General features: G+C 63.8%; 12 protein-coding genes. 5 read left to right on the top strand and 7 right to left on the bottom strand.

The genetic code is table 11. The features are described 5' to 3' along the window. The first annotated feature begins 55 nt into the window (after positions 1–55). A complete protein-coding gene (locus BM416_RS22595; RefSeq protein ID WP_092489520.1) occupies positions 56–499 on the top strand; it encodes a TadE/TadG family type IV pilus assembly protein in 444 nt (147 codons plus the stop codon). Beyond that, positions 496–3,234: a PAS domain-containing sensor histidine kinase gene (locus BM416_RS22590; RefSeq protein ID WP_092489519.1), complete on the top strand. Its 2,739-nt coding sequence runs from the start codon at positions 496–498 to the stop codon at positions 3,232–3,234. Before BM416_RS22595 ends, BM416_RS22590 begins: the two co-directional genes overlap by 4 nt. On the opposite strand, the gene BM416_RS22585 is transcribed toward BM416_RS22590, so the two are convergent. The 6 genes from BM416_RS22585 to pbpC all read right to left on the bottom strand — a co-directional run bounded on the left by BM416_RS22585 (position 3,219) and on the right by pbpC (position 9,959). Next, positions 3,219–5,168 carry a pilus assembly protein TadG-related protein gene (locus BM416_RS22585; protein ID WP_092489518.1) on the bottom strand — a complete coding sequence of 650 codons (1,950 nt, stop codon included), beginning with the start codon at positions 5,166–5,168 and terminating at the stop codon, positions 3,219–3,221. The two genes, BM416_RS22590 and BM416_RS22585, sit on opposite strands and share 16 nt — an antisense overlap. 85 nt (positions 5,169–5,253) lie before the next feature. Further along, positions 5,254–5,811 (bottom strand): DUF4136 domain-containing protein, encoded by a 558-nt coding sequence (locus tag BM416_RS22580; RefSeq protein WP_027607982.1) that lies wholly within the window; start codon positions 5,809–5,811, stop codon positions 5,254–5,256. A gap of 44 nt (positions 5,812–5,855) precedes the next feature. Further along, entirely contained in the window at positions 5,856–6,458 is a 603-nt protein-coding gene (locus BM416_RS22575; protein ID WP_092489517.1) for a DUF4136 domain-containing protein, read from the bottom strand. Between the two features lie 24 nt (positions 6,459–6,482). After that, on the bottom strand, positions 6,483–7,232 hold the full coding sequence (locus BM416_RS22570) for a methyltransferase (protein WP_027607984.1): 750 nt from the start codon (positions 7,230–7,232) through the stop codon (positions 6,483–6,485). Then, positions 7,225–7,533, bottom strand: a complete 309-nt coding sequence (locus tag BM416_RS22565) for a MazG-like family protein (RefSeq protein ID WP_058423592.1) — start codon at positions 7,531–7,533, stop codon at positions 7,225–7,227. Before BM416_RS22565 ends, BM416_RS22570 begins: the two co-directional genes overlap by 8 nt. 95 nt (positions 7,534–7,628) lie before the next feature. Continuing rightward, positions 7,629–9,959 (bottom strand): peptidoglycan glycosyltransferase PbpC, encoded by a 2,331-nt coding sequence (gene pbpC, locus BM416_RS22560; protein WP_092489516.1) that lies wholly within the window; start codon positions 9,957–9,959, stop codon positions 7,629–7,631. A 90-nt stretch (positions 9,960–10,049) separates the two neighbouring features. Between pbpC and BM416_RS22555 the strand changes: the two genes are divergently transcribed. Beyond that, positions 10,050–10,343: a hypothetical protein gene (locus tag BM416_RS22555; RefSeq protein ID WP_092489515.1), complete on the top strand. Its 294-nt coding sequence runs from the start codon at positions 10,050–10,052 to the stop codon at positions 10,341–10,343. Between the two features lie 96 nt (positions 10,344–10,439). Here BM416_RS22555 and BM416_RS22550 read toward each other — a convergent pair whose 3' ends face one another. Then, a complete protein-coding gene (locus BM416_RS22550; RefSeq protein ID WP_092489514.1) occupies positions 10,440–15,335 on the bottom strand; it encodes an alpha-2-macroglobulin family protein in 4,896 nt (1,631 codons plus the stop codon). Between the two features lie 195 nt (positions 15,336–15,530). Between BM416_RS22550 and BM416_RS22545 the strand changes: the two genes are divergently transcribed. Next, positions 15,531–16,892 carry an MATE family efflux transporter gene (locus tag BM416_RS22545; protein WP_092489513.1) on the top strand — a complete coding sequence of 454 codons (1,362 nt, stop codon included), beginning with the start codon at positions 15,531–15,533 and terminating at the stop codon, positions 16,890–16,892. An 82-nt stretch (positions 16,893–16,974) separates the two neighbouring features. Further along, entirely contained in the window at positions 16,975–17,286 is a 312-nt protein-coding gene (locus tag BM416_RS22540) for a hypothetical protein (RefSeq protein WP_092489512.1), read from the top strand.

The raw sequence follows: 17,286 nt of genomic DNA, 5'->3' as shown, positions 1-17,286 counted from the left end.
TCGCTGAATGATTCTATGCTGATATCGAGTCGTAGACGTCAGGGTAGACGCAGTCATGAAAACAGGCCTGCCGGTAAAGCAAAAAGGGGCTGCGGCGATCGAATTCGCCTTGGTCTTCGGGATCTTTTTTGCGGTGTTCTATGGCTTGATCAGCTTCAGCCTGCCGCTGCTGTTGATGCAGTCGTTCAACCAGGCAGCGGCCGAGGCCGTGCGCCAGGCCATGGCGGTAGACCCGGTTGCGGCAGGATCGGCCTATCCCACCCTTGTCACCCAGCGTGCGAAAGATGCGGTAGCGGCGCAATTGAGCTGGATCCCCGCCAACTTCCAGTTCCAGCCGTCCTTCATCAGCGCCACCTACACCGGCACCACGCTGACTGTCACGATCAAATACCCCTCCTCCAACCTCTACTCCGTATTCCCGGCGCTGGTGGTGCCAGGCATTGGCACTGTACCGAACCTGCCGACCAACCTTTCGGCCAGCTCGAGTCTTCAGTTTTGACTGCGGGGAATAATTTCTTCGAGCGCCTGCGGGGCCGTGTCGGCACCCAGGCCTTCGAGGCGCCCACTGTCCCTGCGGCAGGGCTGCGCGTGTTATTGGATCATCAAGGCCATGTGGTGGACATCAGCGGCACACTGCGCTCGCAACTCGCCATGCCCGTCGCGGGTGAAGCACGGCCGCTGCTGCGGGAATTGCTGTGCGCCAGCAGCGCCTTGAGTATCGAGGGCAGCCCTGCCGACTGGCAACCCCATACCCTGGACCTGGACTTCCAGGGCTCTGCCGGCCAGGTCCTGCCCACCCGCGGCTGGGTCGAGCCGGAGGGCGACCGCTGGGTGCTGCACCTGCTGGACATCGGCGACTTGCTCGCCGGCCGCCACTTGGCTGAACAGCGCGAGCAGAACCACCAACTCGCCTGCAGGATGAGCGAACAGTTGCGAGTGTGCAGCCTGAGTCGCTTGCCCGAGACGTTCAACGAGCAACTGCGCAGCCTGGCCCAACGCTGGCGTATCCCCTGTGTGGCCCTGGCATTGCTCGATGAAGCCAACCAGGGTTGGCGGATCTACAGCCAATACACCGCTCACGACGCCCCGGGCTTGTGGCAAACCGGCCAACATCTGGGGGCCAGCCTGGACAGTGTCAACGGCAACGCGCTCCTGAGCCTGGCCCGCGGGCGCATTGACAACCCCCGCCTGCAGAGCATTTTCGGCGATATCGACGGTTTGCTGGTGCCCTACCGTGACAGCCAGGGCGTGGCGGCCTGGTTGCTCTGCGGTTTCTACAGCGGCGAACCGCACACCCGCGAACGTGACTGGCTGGACCTCACCGCCGCACTCGCCGCCCCGCTGCTGAGCCGCCTGCGCGAACAACGCAGCCATCAGCAACTGGAGCGCATGGAGGCCCTGCAAGAACTGCTCGGCACCGGCTGGTGGGAACTGCTGCCCGCCACCCAGGAGATCCAGCTCGCCCCCCAGTTGTTGCATAGCCTGGGCCAGGAACACGGCGACACTCGCCAGGCACTGGCCCTGTGGCTGGAGCTGATCCACCCCGCTGATCGCCAGGAACTGCTCAGCCACCTGCAAGACCTGCAGGCACTGGACAAACCCCTGCTGACCAGCGTGCGCCTGCCAGGCAGTGACGCGGACCACACGCCCATCTGGTATCGCGTGCAGGGCCAGGTACTGGGCGTGGGCGACAACCGGCGCTGGGTCGGTTTCATGCTCAACATCAGCGACATCAAGAACCAGCAACTGCAAGCCGCCGCCGCCCATGCACGCCTGGATAACCTGATCGCCAGTTCACCGGCGGTAATCTACGTGCAGCGCTACGTCGGCGGCGCGCTGCACCCGGCGTTTTTCAGCGACAGCCTGTTGCCGCTGCTGGGCTGGAGCCTGGCCGATTGCAGCCATGACGGGCTGGCCTCGTTGATCCACCCCGAAGACCGTGAGTTGTACTTCCAACGCACCCGTCAATTACTACGCGAAGGGAATGTACGCAGCCGCTACCGGGTGCGCGACACCCGCGGCGACTACCATTGGCTGCTCGATGAGGCCAAGCTGCTGCGCGATGACCTGGGCCTGCCGGTGGAGGCCGTGGGGCTATGGCTCGATGTGACCGACGCGACCCTGGCCGCCGAACAGGTCAGGCAGAGCGAAGAGCGCTACCGCATCCTGGTGGAAGACTCGCCGGCAATGATCTGCCGTTATCGCCCGGACCTGACCCTGACGTTTGGCAACACGCCACTGGCCAACTACCTGGAGTGCTTGCCCGCGCAACTGCCGGGGCGGCAATTGGACGCGTGGTTGTCGGATGAACAGCGCCAGGCATTTATCCAACGCATCCGCCAACTGACCCCCGAGTTTCCGGTGAGCACCGCCGAAATCAGCCTGCAGCTGCCCGGGCGCGAACATGCCTGGTGGGTATGGTCCGACCGTGGTGTGTTTGATGAACAAGGTCAACTGGTGGAGGTGCAGGCCGTGGGCCGCGACAACACCGAAGTGCGTCGCTCCCAGCAACAACTGACCCAGAGCGCCAAGATGGCGACCCTCGGCGAAATGGCCACGGGCCTGGCCCATGAGATCAACCAGCCGCTGAACGTGATGCGCATGGCGATCGTCAATGTGCTCAAGCGCCTGTCCAACGGCGACGCGCAGATCGATTATCTCACCGAAAAACTCAAGCGCATCGACACCCAAGTGCAACGCGCGGCGAGGGTGGTGGACCATATGCGCGTGTTTGGCCGCCGTTCGGAAATCGAACAGCAACCGTTCGACCCAGTGCAAGCCGTGGAAGGGACCTTGTCGCTGCTGAGTGAAGGCCTGCGCGGCAAAGGCGTGGACCTGCGCATCACACCTGCGGACTTCAGGGTGCAGGTCAAAGGTCATGTCGACCAGCTTGAGCAGGTGTTGATCAACCTGATGGTCAACGCCCGCGATGCGCTATTGAGCCAGCGCGAAACAGCCGCGCAATCGCGCCCCTGGATTGCGCTGCACTGCGAGCACGACAGCCGGCATGTGCGCATCTGGGTCGAGGACAACGGGGGCGGCATCGATTCACGATTATTGGAGAGGATTTTCGAGCCGTTTTTTACCACCAAGCCGATTGGGGTGGGGACCGGCCTGGGGCTGTCGGTAAGCTACGGGATTGTGGAAAACATGGGTGGGCGCTTGAGCGTGATCAATGGCGAGGAAGGCGCACGGTTTTGTGTGGAACTGCCGGTGGTTCAGATCACCAGGTAGGCGCGGCCCATCTGACACGTCAGGTTGGCGCCGACTTCGGCGTTGCCCAGGTTGATGCCCAGGGCCGGGAGCAGCGTGTTGACAATGGGGTCGAGCAGCGGTGACAGGACGTCCTGGACAAGGGTGACCACCGCGCTGGTGATGGTAGCCAGGGCCGTCGTAACAGTGCCGTTCGCCGCACCGGGTGTGCTGCCGCTGGGCGGTACGTAGGTAACCTGCAGGCCGCTCAGGGTTGCTCCGAGGCTATTGACGATATTGGCGGTGCCGGGTGGACTTTTGTAGGTCGGCGCGGCATTCATATCGGCGACCGGTAAAAACAGCAACGAGCTGGTCTGCGCCGCCACGGTAGACAACGCCTTCACATTCAAACCACCGCCTACACCCGCTGTACGCGTGCCGCATATCAGCGACAGCACAATGCAATAGCGCTGGCCAAAATCGATCAGCCTGACCGGCTGCACGGTGACTGGCGCCGATGACGAAAACGCGGTGGCAGGGTCGACATAGCCCACGCCCAAGGTGGCCATGGTGGTGGTGGCCTGCACCGTTAGCGACTTTGTGGCCGGCGTGGCACAGCTGTAGTCCGTAACTTGACTCTGCGCACTGGCCGCTTCGATGTAGATGGACAGTGATTGTGTGATATCCACGTCGGTGACGTTACACGCCACCAGGCACAACACGCCGCCCACCACTGCCGGGATATTCAGGTTCAACAGGCCGCCGACCACCTTCGACACCGGTGTCGCCAACCCGGTCAGGATTGATGAAACCCCCGACACCAGCTTGATAATCGGCGCATCTACCGTAACCAATGTGCGCACTTGCGCGGTTCGGACAACAATCTGATCCGTCTGCGGGTTATTCAGAAGCCCCGCCTTGGCCTTCGCCGGATTACCGATCGCCGACAATTGCGGCGGCTCGATGACTTTGGTCTGGATCGAGACATTGCCCACCAGGGGAATATTCACCTGAGCGGCCGCACTCACCGCACTCTTGCTATTGGACAGCTGCGCCACGGCCTCCAGCAATTGAAACAACTGCACATTGGTATTCAACGCCGCGGCCGGTGTTCCGCTGGCAACCTTCAGCAGGTCTGCGACTTTCAGCAGCTGGGTAGTGGGCGCGATGGCTTTCAATGAAATCACATCGTTGATGACGGCCGTGGCCACCGCGCCGTTTTTTTGCAGCACCTTTACCGCGGCATCGATCAACTGGTTGGCGGATACGGCGGTGTTGAGCAGCGCATCGTAGTCACCCGCCCTCACGTTCAGCTCAATCGCCAACTGGTCCAGGTAGCCGAGCAGGTTGACGTTCGTCGCCAGCAAGCCATTCCAGCCCGCCGCCGTCAGCGACAGGCTGCCGCCCAACAGGTTGCCAATGACCATGTTCAATAGCGGGGACTTCGCAGAATCCACCGTCGCCAGGTTGCTGCGAATCGTCAGTTGCGCCACTGGCGGCGCGTACGCGGCCACGGCGGTGGCACCCAGGGTCATCTGGGTGGACGCCGGCGTACCGCTGAACATATTCCAGATACCGGTGGCGACGCTGGTTACTACGCTGCGCGTCGCCACTACCCGAATGGCCTCGTTTTTGCTGGCGTCGGCGCTGAATACGCGGATGTTGCCGGCATTGGTCGTCAATGTGCCGCAGGTCACGGCCAGGCCACGACTGCTGTCGCCGGCAACCACGGTGAAGCCATTGCGCGCGGCGTTCTGCACGGCATAGTCGTTGGCGCTGGTGGTCGGGCTGCACAGGCCACCACGCCCGGCGGCCTCCAGGGCGGCGGTGTCGGCAATGGACTGCAGCTTGCGCTTTTCCAGGTAGAGGCGGCCGCTGTCCACCGCCAGCAGCAGGAACACCAGCGCTAACGCCAGGGTGCCCGCTGCCATCAAGCCAATCGCACCACGCTGCCTGCAACCGAGTCGGGGAGACATCAGGCACTCCTTAGCGCTTACTCTCCGTGTTGCGGTGGAGTGTAGACAAGGCTTGGCAGGTGCGCCGGCCGGTCGCTACAAACGGTCAGTGCGGTGGGTAGCTGGAGAGGATCCGGGTCACCGTCGTGCGAATTGCGTTATTACGATCCTGGGGGTTGGGCGTGCTGCTCATCATCTGTTCATCACTGCCGCGCCACACCAGCTTGCCGTCCTTGCCGTCGAGCAGGTCGATCTGGATGGTCGCCACCTTGTAGGTGATGTTGCGTGTTTCGTTGTACATCGGCCCGCCCCAATAGCCGTTCCACGGGCCACCCCAGGCGCCGCCATAGTTGGTGGTGACTTGTTGCTGGCGGTCTTCGACGATCAGGTAGGCCTGCACGTTCAGGTCAGCCCGGGTGCCTGCGGCTGCCGGGCGCAGGCCGCGCTGGTCAAGCTGTTCACCCACGGCCTGGCGGATGCGTTGTTCGGTGAGGTCGCTCTTGATCCGTGGATCATCGGGGCGGTATTGCAGCGCCGGGTCTTTCCAGGCCCAGTTGCGGTAGGCGCCGAAGTCGCGGCTGGCATCAAAATCGTGGTTGACCTGGCTGGTCTGGCAACCGCCCAGCAGCACAACAAAAGCTAGCGTAGCGATACGACGAAACATGGTTGATCTCCAACAAGCGACCGGGCTTTAGATGAGAATAGCTGTTAACTCGGAGGATAGGCGGTCATCGCCTTCTGCACGGCCTGGCGCAACGCATCCGCACGCTCGCTGAGGCTGCCCTGGCTGCCGGTTTCCGCACTGGCACTCCACACCGGCTGACCGCTGCGGGCGTCGAACAGGTTGACGCGCACCACCACCACTTGAACTTCATAGGTGCGCACGATCGGCACCGAGTTGTACATGCCGTAGCCCGGACCGTAGCGGTTATAGCCGCCGTATCCGTAGCCGTAATCGTCCCGGACCTGCTTGAGACGCTTCTCCAGGCGCACATCGGCGCTCACCAGCAGGTCCGCCGGGCGGTTGTCGTGCAAGGGCCGCAGGCCGCGCTGGTCAAGGGCGCCACTGACCGCTTCGGCAATCTGCGCCGAGTCCGCCCAGGCCGTGCCGGCCGGGAGCTGGCCGTTGCGCCAGGCCCAATTGCGGTAGGCGCCATAGTCGCGCACCGGCGCCGGGTAGGCGCTGGCGTCGAAGGTAGTGGCCGCCTGCGCGGGCGCCGGCGGCATGGGCGCAGAAGCCGCCACATAAGGGTTGGGGCTGGAGCAGGCGCCCAGCCCGAGGGATAACAGGATCAAACAGAGACGACGCATTTCGACCTCCGCAGACTGGGCCGCTTATACCGGACGGCAGATCCAGTGCAAATAACGCCCAAGTCCGGCAAAGCTTGGGTGACGACGGTGAGCGAGCTCCATCTCTACAAGGTCCTTCAAGTCGGCGCGGGCCTGGAATTCCACCGGCATATAGTCGTGGAATACCCGCACGCCACTTTGGCTTTCGACCTGCCAAAGCCCTTCGAGTTGCGCCGCCAGCTCGCGCGGGTCGAGGGGCTGTTGCGGGGTCAGGCTCTGCTTTTCGCCGGCCATGTCATTCTTGCGCATCTTGCGGAAATGGCCTTTGAGCAGGTTGCGATAAATCAGTGCATCGCGGTTGTAGAACGCCAGCGACAGCCAGCCTCCGGGCAGCGTCAGCTGGTGCAGCACCGGCAGGATCCCGTGGGGTTCGGCCAGCCATTCCAGCACGGCGTGGCACAGCACCAGGTCGTAGGGCTCCGTGAGTTGGCCTAGCAGGTCTTGCCACGGCGCGTGGATAAAGGTGGCGTCCTGTCCGGCCTCGGCGAAGCGCTGGCGCGCGCCCTCGAGCATCGGCTCGGCGGGTTCGGCCAGGGTCACCTGATGGCCGCGCTCGGCCAGCCACAGCGACATATGCCCCAGGCCCGCGCCGATATCCAGCACGCGCAACGGGCGCTCCGGCAGAGCCTCAGCCAGGTCGGCCTGGAGCACTGCCAGGCGAATCGCGCCTTTTGCGCCACCGTAGATTTTCTCGGCGAAGCGCGTGGCCAATTGGTCGAAATGCCGGTCACTCATGGGCAAACCGCCGCTCGCTGTCGGCCAGTTTGGCGCGCACCACCTCGTTCATGTCCAGGCCCAGCTCGCTGCACAGCAACAGCAGGTACAGCACGATATCGCCCACTTCCTGGCCGGCGTGGGCAAGTTTGTCGGCGGGTAACTGGCGGGACTGGTCTTCGGTGAGCCACTGGAAGATTTCCACCAGTTCGGCCATTTCCACGCTGGCGGCCATGGCCAGGTTCTTCGGGCTGTGGAAAGGCTTCCAGTCGTTGGTATCGCGGATGCGGTGCAGGCGTTCGGTGAGGTGTTCGAGGTTCATGGGGGGCTCCTGAATGGGTATAGCTTCAGGGGGATGGAGAGTGAAGGCAAGTGAATAGCGGCGGTGCGACGATTCGACTTGCCGCCGCTGAGGCCCTAATCCACCACGCTGAATTCGAGCCGGGCGGTCTGGCCGGCTTCGTCGAGGACGCTGAGTTGGTAGCGGCCCAGGCGCTCGAAACTGGCATTGATGCTGTCCTGGTTGGCGCTGTCGCCCAGCGGTGCGCCGTTGAGGAACCACCAGCGCCGGCCGCTGCCGCCCAGGGCGGAAAGCTTGAGGCGCAGGGTTTGCTGGCTGGCGGCGGGCAGGCGCAGTTGGTCGCCTTCGCGCACGCCGACAATCGACAGCGGCGAGGACGCCGCCAGCGCCGGTGGCGGGCAGTCGGGGTCGGCGGCGGGAATCCGCGCTTCACGGCGCTCGATCCTGGGCAACCATGGCTCCAGGGGCGCGGGCCACAAGGCGATATTTTTAGACTCCGCCCCAGGGCAATGGGCATCCACCCTCAAGCCCTTGGCGTTGACCCAGACGCTTTCCATCAAGCCAACGCTCAACGGCTGATCCAGCGCCTGCAAGGTCGGCGGCGTGGTGTTGTCCAGGGTCCAGGCAAAGCGCTGGCGGCGGCAATTCGGATCGCTGCGGTTCATGGGCTGGCCCAACGGCCAACAGATCGCCGCCACGCCGACATTGGTCGGCACCGCCACCACCTGCGCGCTGATGCCGCGCTGGCTGTCGCGATTGGTCAGCACGTCATGCACCTGCAACATCAGCGGCGCCGCCGAGGCCAAACCGAACTGCCCCGGCACCGGCGTGCCGTCCGGGCGACCGATCCACACACCGATCAAATAGCGCGGCCCGACGCCAATCGCCCAGGCATCGCGAAAACCGTAGCTGGTGCCGGTTTTCCAGGCCAGGACCGGGCGCTGCACCAGCTCGGCACGCGGGTCGCGATCAGGCCGCGCCTGGCCACTGAGGATGCGCCGAACAATCCAGGCGGCCCCTGGCGACAGCAAGGGCCGTTCTCTAAGCGTATCGTCCGGCTGCAATCGAAGGGTGGCGCTCCTGCCGTCGCGGGCGAAGGCGCTGTAGCCGCTGACCAGATCCTCCAGGCGGCTGCCCGCGCCGCCGAGGATCAGCGCCAGGTTGGGCTCGGCCAACGCCGGCAGGGCCAATGGCACGCCGCCGATGCGCATCTGCGCGGCAAACCGCTTGGGCCCGTACGCTTCCAGCAACTGCACCGCCGGCAGGTTCAGCGAACTGGACAGCGCCGTGCTCGCCGGCACTGCGCCGGTAAAGCCCATGGAAAAGTTGCCCGGGCGATAATCGCCATAACGCCGGGGCACATCCTGCAGCAGCGATTCGGAGTGAATCAGGCCCTCGTCCAGGGCCATGCCATACAGGAACGGCTTCAAGGTAGAGCCCGGCGAACGCAGCGCGCTGATCATGTCCACATGGCCAAAGCGCTTGGCGTCGTTGATGTCCACTGACCCCAGGTAAGCGCGCACGGCCATGTTTTCTTCTTCCACCACCAGGATTGCGGCCGAGGTGTATTCCGGCAACCGTGCACGCCAGCCCAGCAACAGGTCTTCAAGACGGCGCTGCAGGGTGGCATCCAGCGTGGTGCGAATCAGCGGCGGGCTGTCCGGACGGTTCAGGCGGCGGGCAAGCAGCGGCGCCAGGCTCGGCTCCAGGCGCGGGGCGAGCAGCAACGGTTCTTCCAGCGCTTCGTCGACGGCCGCTTGTGGCCACACCTGGAACTCGGCGAGGCGGCGCAGTACTTTGTCGCGGGCCTCCTGGGCGCGCTGCGGGTGGCGATCCGGGCGCAGGCGGCTCGGCGCCTGGGGCAATACCGCGAGCAAAGCGGCTTCGGCGTGGGTCAGTTGTGCCGGGGATTTACCCAGGTACGCCCAGCTGGCGGCCGCCACGCCCTGCAACGTGCCGCCGAACGGCGCGCGGTTCAGGTACAGGTTGAGAATCTGTTCCTTGGACAGGTGCCACTCCAACTGCGCCGTGCGCCACAGTTGGCGCAACTTGCCGTGAAAGGTCCTCGAGTGAGGATCCAGCAGACGCGCCACCTGCATCGACAACGTACTGCCACCCGACACCACCCGCGCGCCCGTCAGGTTCTGCCACGTCGCCCGCACCAGCGCCAACGGGTTAACACCGGGATGCTGATAGAACCAGCGGTCTTCGTAGGTGAGCAGTGCATCGAGGTAATACGGCGACACTTCGCTGGTTTGTACCGGATAACGCCACACGCCGTTGGCATCGGCAAACCGCCATAACGGCGTGCCATCCTCGGCCAGCACCACCCGCGCCAGGTCGTCCTTGGGCAACGGCAACGGCCAGATACGATCGGCCAGCCACAGCAGGGCAATCATCAAGACCAGGCTCGCCAGGGCCCAACGGACAAGTAAACGCAAATTCAAGCGGGCAAACCTCTATGCTTGTAGGGAACTAGCCTGTTGCAATAACAACCAAAGGCACAGATACGCCCACCTTCTTATCAGGACACACATATGCAGGTAGAAAGCTTTTTCGAATGGTTGGGCCAGGCGCTTGGTTCCGTCATCCGCTTTATCGTCGACGGGCTCAGCGGATTGTTCGGAGCCTTGACCCACGCCGGCGGCAACTTTGTCGAAGGCCTGTCACGCACATTGGGCATGGACACCTCGATCATCAGCATCCTCACCCTGATCGTCGGCCTGCTGTTTCTGTACTCAGCCGTACGCGCCTTCATGCGCGCTTCGATCGTCTTCGGGGTGATCTGGCTGATACTTGGCCTGTGGCTGCTCAGTTGGGTCGTGCACTAACCCCTCTCCTCATCCCGTAGACACCGTCTTATCCAACACCGCACAAATCCGTAGGGTTTGCGCGGTGCGAATAAGACGGTATCTGCCAGCGCCGTCTCAGCGTCCCTTGATCACCAGGTCCGCCGGCGTCTCCCCCACTGCCTGCCAGTTCGGCCGGTACATCGACTCCACCTGCGGCGGCGGCACGCGGTAAGTGCCCGGTGTCACGGCACGGGCCAGGTACAGCAAGTGCGTGGTGCCATCGCCGTCAAGGTTGATGGCCGCCACGTAACGGTCATCACGAAACTCCTGATGCCTGAGCGCCGCGTTCTGCATCGACTCACGCCATTCCTTCACCTGGCTGCTGGCGTTTTCCAGGCTGGCGGCACTTTGGGCCAGGTTCTGGTTTTCCAGCTCCAGGCCCGCCGGCAACAGGTCCACCACCAAGGCATCCGGCACGCGCTGCCTGGCGCTCACCGCCAGGTGCACCAGCACCAGGTCGCCGCTATTGAGGTTGCGCAGGTTCAGCGGTTGGCCATTCATGCCCAGGTATTCCCGGCGGATGCTCAGGTTGTCGCCACCCGGTGCCGGTGGCACCTGGGGGTAACCAGAGATCGTCAGTTGCTGGTAGACCGGCACATCGCCCTGATTGGTCAGGTTCAGATCGCCAGAAAGCAGCTTGCCTTCCAGGTCCAGCGTCGACTGTTGATTGTTCAGCTCATGTTCCCCACCGCTGCCATTGAGCAGGACCTTCCAGGCAGACTCGGGCTGGGCGAACCCCAGGCGCCCGGCCAGGAACAGCGAATTGCGCTCCTGGGTCGACAGGTACGGGCTGGCCGCCAATTGGTCCGACAGGGTAAACAAACGTTCCTCACGCTTGCCCTTGGCCAAGTCGTTTTCTTCCAGCAACGCCAGGATCATCGCCTGGTCGCGCAGCGGGCTGCCGTAGTCGGCCAGCCACTCCTTGGCGTTGCGTTGCGTCGCCAGGCCGGCCAGCAAGGCCTGATCCGCGCGGGGCTGGTCACCCATCTTCTGTAATGCGATGGACAACTGCACCAACGGCAACCCGGAACGCGCGTCGCTGCGCCGCTCGAAGATACTGCGCAATGCGCCCAATGGCGCCTGCTGACTGCGCGCCAGTACCATGCCGGCGTAGGCCTGCACGGCAAAGCGCGTGTGGTCGGCGTTGTCGCTGTAGTCGACTTCGATCAGGTTACGCTCCTGCACATAACGCAGCAGGCGCTCGCTGGCTTTTTTCAGCGCTTCGGGCGGTACCGCGAAGCCCTGGTCACGGGCACGCAACAGGAAGTCGGTGACATAGGCCGTCAGCCAATATTCCTCTTCGCCGTCGGCGCCCCACAAACCGAAGCTGCCGTTGTAGCGCTGCATGCCCAGCAGGCGTTCGATGCCCAGCTCGATCTTGCGTTTGCGCTCGGCATCCGGCTCGCCCTTGATGCTCAGGCGCTTGAGCAGCGCGTCGTCGGCATACAGCGACGGGTACAGACCACTGGCGGTCTGCTCCAGGCACCCATACGGGTAGGCCTTGAGCGCCGAGATCTGCGCACCCAGGTTCAGCGGCGGCCGGCTCGACAGGCTCAGCAGCGCCTCACGCCCAGAGGCATCGAATTGATCCAATGCGCCGGCGGGCAGGCTCCACGGCTCGCCCTTGAGCACCGCGCGGTAATGCTTGAGCAACGCCGGGTAGGCCGGGCGCACGCCCAGGGTCCATTCGCGGCTGAACGGCGGGAGGTTCTCACCGGGCAGGTCCAGGCCATTGACCGTAACCTTCACCTTGCCTTGACCCAAGCCACCCCAGGCTTTCACCGGGATACGCAGGGTGGTGCGCTGGCCTTGCTTGAGCTCGACGCTTTGCGCGCCCGTGTTGACCAACTCCAACTGCCCTTCGGCACTCAGTTGCACATCGAGTTTCTGCGCCTTGCCCGACAGGTTGGACAGGTCCAGGGCCAGTGTGGTCTGGTCACCGCCGGCGAGGAAGCGCGGCGCCGACAGCTCGGCGATCAGCGGCGCGGCGATCACGGTCTTGCCTTCGGCCATGCCGTAGCGGTCGTCGCTCCAGGCCTGGGCCATCAAGCGCAGTTCACCGTTGAAGTCGGGGATGTTGACGCTGACCTCACCCTCGCCCTGCTCATTCAAGGTCACCGGTGCGCTTTGCAGGGCGACGATGGTCACACTGGTGTCCGGGCGCTTGCCGCCCTTGGCCAGCGCGGCGTCACCCCCAAAGGCCAGGCTGGCCAGGCGGCCCTGCCCGGCTTCGATCAACTGGCCGTAGATATCGAACTGGTCCACGCCATAGGCCTTGCGGCCGAACAGGCTGGAATACGGATCCGGTGTCGGATACTCGGTGATATTGAGGATGCCCACGTCCACCGCTGCCACCAGCACGTGCACCTGTTTCGGCACGCTGCCATCGGCGTTCTTGGCGGCGATCTTCACCGTCAGCGGTTGTTTGGGGCGCATTTTTTCCGGCGCGGTCAGGGTCACGCCAAGCTTGCGCTGGGTGCGATCCAGCGGCAGATGCAGCAGGCCTACCGCACGCTTGGGGGTGATATTGGCTTTGCGCTCGCCGGGGCGAATCACCAGGGCGCTGACGTACAGGTCATGGCGCGACCATTTCGGATCAAGCTTCACGGCAAAGCTTTTGCCTTCGGCCGGCACGTCGATTTCCTGCCACCACAGCGGCCCTTCGGCGGATTCCACCAGCAGGTAGCCTTTACCGGCAGCCGGCGGCGTGACCGTGACGTTGGCGGTGTCGCCGTCGCCATAGGCGGGTTTATCCAGCGCCAGCTTGACCTGATCGGGCCGCACGGCACCGCCTTCGGTGTTGTCCTGGGCCTGGTAGCCGGCCCAGAAGCGCAGGCTGCTGACCAGGCCGGTCTGCGGGTCTTCGACCTCGACGCGGTACGGGCCCCACTCCACCTGAAAGCTGACCTTGGCAGTATCGCCGGCCTTGATGTTCAGGGTCTGTTCATCGAGGTTGAGGAATTTCTCATTGTAGTGATAGCTCCAGCCATCGCTGTCGGAGTAGTTCCAGTAGTAGTCACGGCGCTCGCGCACCAGGCGGACCTTGAGGTTTTGCGCGGCGAGTTTCTGCCCGTCCTGGTTGGCCAGCAGCACTTCGAACTCTGCCGGGCCGTCACCATTGGTTTCCTTGCCGTCAAACAGGCCACGCAGGCCCGGCAGTTGCTCGGCCGGCCAGATCGGCTGTACCAGGCGCCGGGTGATCGGCCGCCCGCCCGACTCGTGCAGGCTGGCCTGCACGATCAGTTGCAGGGGAGATTTGGCCTCCGCCCATTTGCTTTCCAGGGTCAAGTCTTCCTGGCCCTTGGCGTCGAGCACGCTTTCGTCCAGCTCGAAGTCCTGGCTCAGTTCCTCTTCGGTGACGGAGCCGAATTGATAGCCCGGCAGCGACTTGACCGCTTCGCGCAGGGGGCGCACATAGACTTGCCCGCTGACGCGATTGCCCGACGCGGGAGCACCGTAGAGGTAGCGACCGTTGACCTTGATCACCGGGTTATCCGCCGGGCTCAATGCCGTGTCGCTGCCCTTGAGTTCCAGCGCCAGGCGCTCGGGCAGGAAGTCTTCGACGAGGAACTCATACAGCTGCGGCTTGCCATCGCCCAGGTCGAACACTAACTGCCAGCGGCCGGTCGGTGCTTCGCCGGCCAGTTGCAGTTGATATTGATAGAGGCCGGAGGCATCGGCATCCCAGACGAACTTGCGGCTCACCTGTTCATCCGGGCGACGCACTTCGACGCTCACCGGCTGCGGCTTGACCGCGTTGCCGTCCTTGTCCCGCAGCAGGGCGTTGAGCAGCACGGTTTCGCCGGGGCGATACAGGTCGCGCGGGCCAAACACAAAGAACTGCAACGGATGGGAGGGTTGGCCGCCGATATCGAACTCGGCCAGATCCAGCGCAGCGCTGTCCAGGCGCAGCATACTGGTCTGCTCGCCCTGCTTGGCCAGCAGCACCTGGGCCTTTTTCGGCAACGGCAACTCAGCGTGACCGCCCTTCTCGGTCTTGCCCTGGCCCAGCACACGGCCGTCGGCATCGAGCACTTCAAGGTCGACGCCATCCAATGCCTTGCCACCTTCCAGCGCCTGGGTAAACACATCCAGGCGATTGGCGTAGCGGTGCACCGACAGGCCGATATCGCTCAAGGTAAACAGCGTGGCCGGTTGCGAATAGTTGTAGGTGCCCGAGGCACGCATCACCGCCAGGTACACGCCCGGTTGCTGCAATGGCTTGAGGCCGGCGATCGGCAGCAGCAGGGTTTCACGGGTATTGCGCGCCGGGTTCAGGTCGAAACGGCCGCCGTAGACCAGGTCGGCCAGCGGCAGCAGTTCGCGGGATTCATAACTTTGCAGGCTGGTATTGCGCCCCCACTGTGCCAGGAACGACGGCAGGGATTCGGGCTTGATACGGAAGAACTCAACGTCGATCTTGTCGACGTTCAACGCGATTACCGGCAGGCCTTCGGCCAGGCGCGTCGGCAACAATGTGCCACGGCTGGCGAAGCCGACGGTGGCTTGCAGGTCACGGGTTTCCAGGCGCGCGATGTACTCGGCGGCGAGCGTGTTGGCGTTGACCGCCTTCACCCCGGTATCCACCGTCAGCACCAGTTTGCGCTGGGGCTCCAGGTGACGCAGGCGCAGTTCCATGAGGTTATCGGACAGCTCCCAGGCGCCGTCGACCTTGCCGGACTTACTGTCGACCAGATGGAGTTTGTCGGCAAACTTCTGCTCCGGATCCAACGGAATGGAAAAGCTCACCGACAAGGTACTGGCCCCGTCCAACTGCACCTCGGACACGTCCACCACACTCAACTCACGCCCGGCATAGCGCTGCTTCAATGCCGCCACGTCCACCGCCGCCTTGGCCGGTTTCGGCGCTGCCGACACGGTGGGCGCAGGCGGTGCAGCCGGTTTATCTGAGGAATCGCAGGCGCTCAGCAGGGCCAGCGCACAGGCCAGGAACAATCCTTTGTTAAGCATGGGGCACTCGTAGTCAGAGGGAACCGAGGGGTGAACTATATATCAGCGCCGGCAAAGCCGATGTGGCGCTGGTCACATTGACCGACGGAGGGTGAGTTGGTTCTCAACGTTCTCAAGTCCCAGCCAAATCCCACGGACATAGGAGATCAACATGTGGGAGGGGCGGTTACAATGCCGTTCCCCCAAGGAGCCTGCATGTCCACCTTACTCACCGACTGGCGCCACCGCCCTACCCATCGCCGCGTATGGGCTTTGGCTGCGCCGATGATCCTGTCGAACATCTCCGTGCCGTTGGTTGCACTGGTCGACAGCATGGTCATCGGCCACCTGCCTCACGCCCACCAACTGGGCGCCGTGGCCGTCGGCGCCAGCTTGTATACCTTCCTCGCCTGGGCCATGGGCTTTTTGCGCATGGGCTCCACAGGGTTCGCTGCCCAGGCTGCGGGCCGCAATGATGGGGCGGCACTGCGGCAAATCCTGCTGCAAGGCCTGTTGCTGGCGCTGGGGCTGGCGATGCTGCTGGGCACCGTCGGCATCCCGCTGAGCCATCTGGCGCTGGAGTGGATGCAACCGTCCCCCGAACTCAACCAACTGACCCGTGAGTTCTTCCACGCGCGTCTGTTCGGCCTGCCCGCTGCGCTGGCCAGCTATGCGCTGGTAGGCTGGTTCCTCGGTACGCAAAACGCCCGGGCGCCGCTGGCGATTCTGCTGACCACCAACCTGGTGAATATTGCCCTGAACCTGTGGTTCGTATTGGGCCTGGACTGGGGCGTGGTCGGCTCGGCCCGCGCATCGGTGATCGCCGAATGGACCGGCGCCCTGCTTGGCCTTGCCCTCACGCAAAAAGCCCTGCGCGCCTACCCCGGGCATATCGCCTGGGCCGCACTCAAGGTGTGGCAAAGCTGGCGCCCGTTGCTGGCGGTGAACCGCGACATTTTTATCCGCAGCCTGGCGTTGCAGTCGGTGTTTTTCATGATCACGGTGCAAGGCGCACGCCTGGGCGATGCCACCGTGGCGGCCAACGCGCTGTTGCTCAACGGCCTGCTGCTGACCGCTCATGCGCTGGACGGCTTGGCCCACGCCGTCGAGGCGCTGTGCGGACACGCCATTGGCGCCCGTGACCGCCCGGCCCTGCGCCGTTCGCTGGTGGTTGCCGGCGGTTGGTCACTGATCGCCAGTGTGGGTTTTGCCCTGCTGTTCAGCGTCGCCGGCCACCTATTTATCGCCATGCAGACGGACATCCCCAGCGTGCGCGCAACCGCTGACCTCTACCTGCCGTACCTGGCGGTACTGCCGTTGATTGCGGTGTGGAGTTACTTGCTCGATGGCCTGTTTATCGGCGCTACGCGCGCGCGGGAGATGCGCAATGGGATGCTGCTGACGTTGCTGCTGACACTGCCCGTCGCCTGGGCATTGCAGGGCCAGGGCAATCACGGACTGTGGATAACCTTTCTGCTGTTCATGGCACTGCGCAGCCTGACCCTGGGGGTCATCGCCTGGCGGCTCAAGCAGCGGAGTGAATGGTTCGGCCCCGCGCCCACTGAACCTACCTGTTAGTTCTGACAGGTTACAAACCGGCACTCCAGGCGTTGAATGGCCGTGGGTAAAACCCATTCCATACCTTCAAGGAGAGTCGGATATGAACATCAAAAAAACGCTGTGGGTCGCCGCCGCTTGCACACTGGCAACCATCGCCGGATGCACCAATGGGCAAGGGCCGACCACGGTCGCGGGCACATTGCAGATCACAAACAGCAGCCAGTCCAACCTGACGGTGATCCAAGGGACCGAATTTCACCCCCTCGCTCCAAATGCACGGATTGAACTGCCCATCAACAGCAGAAGTGTCACGGTGGCGCGTACCAGCGGCAATGCTGACAAGATTGAACGGGTTGTCCTTGAATTCAACCCGGGTCAATGCCCGCTCAGTCTGTGCCTGGTCGCGCACTGA

Origin of the sequence: Pseudomonas sp. NFACC42-2, assembly GCF_900116055.1 — a bacterium.
GTDB lineage: Bacteria > Pseudomonadota > Gammaproteobacteria > Pseudomonadales > Pseudomonadaceae > Aquipseudomonas > Aquipseudomonas marginalis.
Note: the sequence above shows the minus strand (reverse complement) of the source record. Positions and strands in the feature narration are given on the sequence as shown.

Excerpts from the sequence above, each read along its gene's own strand:
- BM416_RS22595 (WP_092489520.1), top strand. The coding sequence starts at position 56 with ATGAAAACAGGCCTGCCGGTAAAGCAAAAAGGGGCTGCGGCGATCGAA.
- BM416_RS22585 (WP_092489518.1), bottom strand. The coding sequence starts at position 5,168 with ATGTCTCCCCGACTCGGTTGCAGGCAGCGTGGTGCGATTGGCTTGATG.
- BM416_RS22580 (WP_027607982.1), bottom strand. The coding sequence starts at position 5,811 with ATGTTTCGTCGTATCGCTACGCTAGCTTTTGTTGTGCTGCTGGGCGGT.
- BM416_RS22575 (WP_092489517.1), bottom strand. The coding sequence starts at position 6,458 with ATGCGTCGTCTCTGTTTGATCCTGTTATCCCTCGGGCTGGGCGCCTGC.
- BM416_RS22570 (WP_027607984.1), bottom strand. The coding sequence starts at position 7,232 with ATGAGTGACCGGCATTTCGACCAATTGGCCACGCGCTTCGCCGAGAAA.
- BM416_RS22565 (WP_058423592.1), bottom strand. The coding sequence starts at position 7,533 with ATGAACCTCGAACACCTCACCGAACGCCTGCACCGCATCCGCGATACC.
- BM416_RS22555 (WP_092489515.1), top strand. The coding sequence starts at position 10,050 with ATGCAGGTAGAAAGCTTTTTCGAATGGTTGGGCCAGGCGCTTGGTTCC.
- BM416_RS22550 (WP_092489514.1), bottom strand. The coding sequence starts at position 15,335 with ATGCTTAACAAAGGATTGTTCCTGGCCTGTGCGCTGGCCCTGCTGAGC.
- BM416_RS22545 (WP_092489513.1), top strand. The coding sequence starts at position 15,531 with ATGTCCACCTTACTCACCGACTGGCGCCACCGCCCTACCCATCGCCGC.
- BM416_RS22540 (WP_092489512.1), top strand. The coding sequence starts at position 16,975 with ATGAACATCAAAAAAACGCTGTGGGTCGCCGCCGCTTGCACACTGGCA.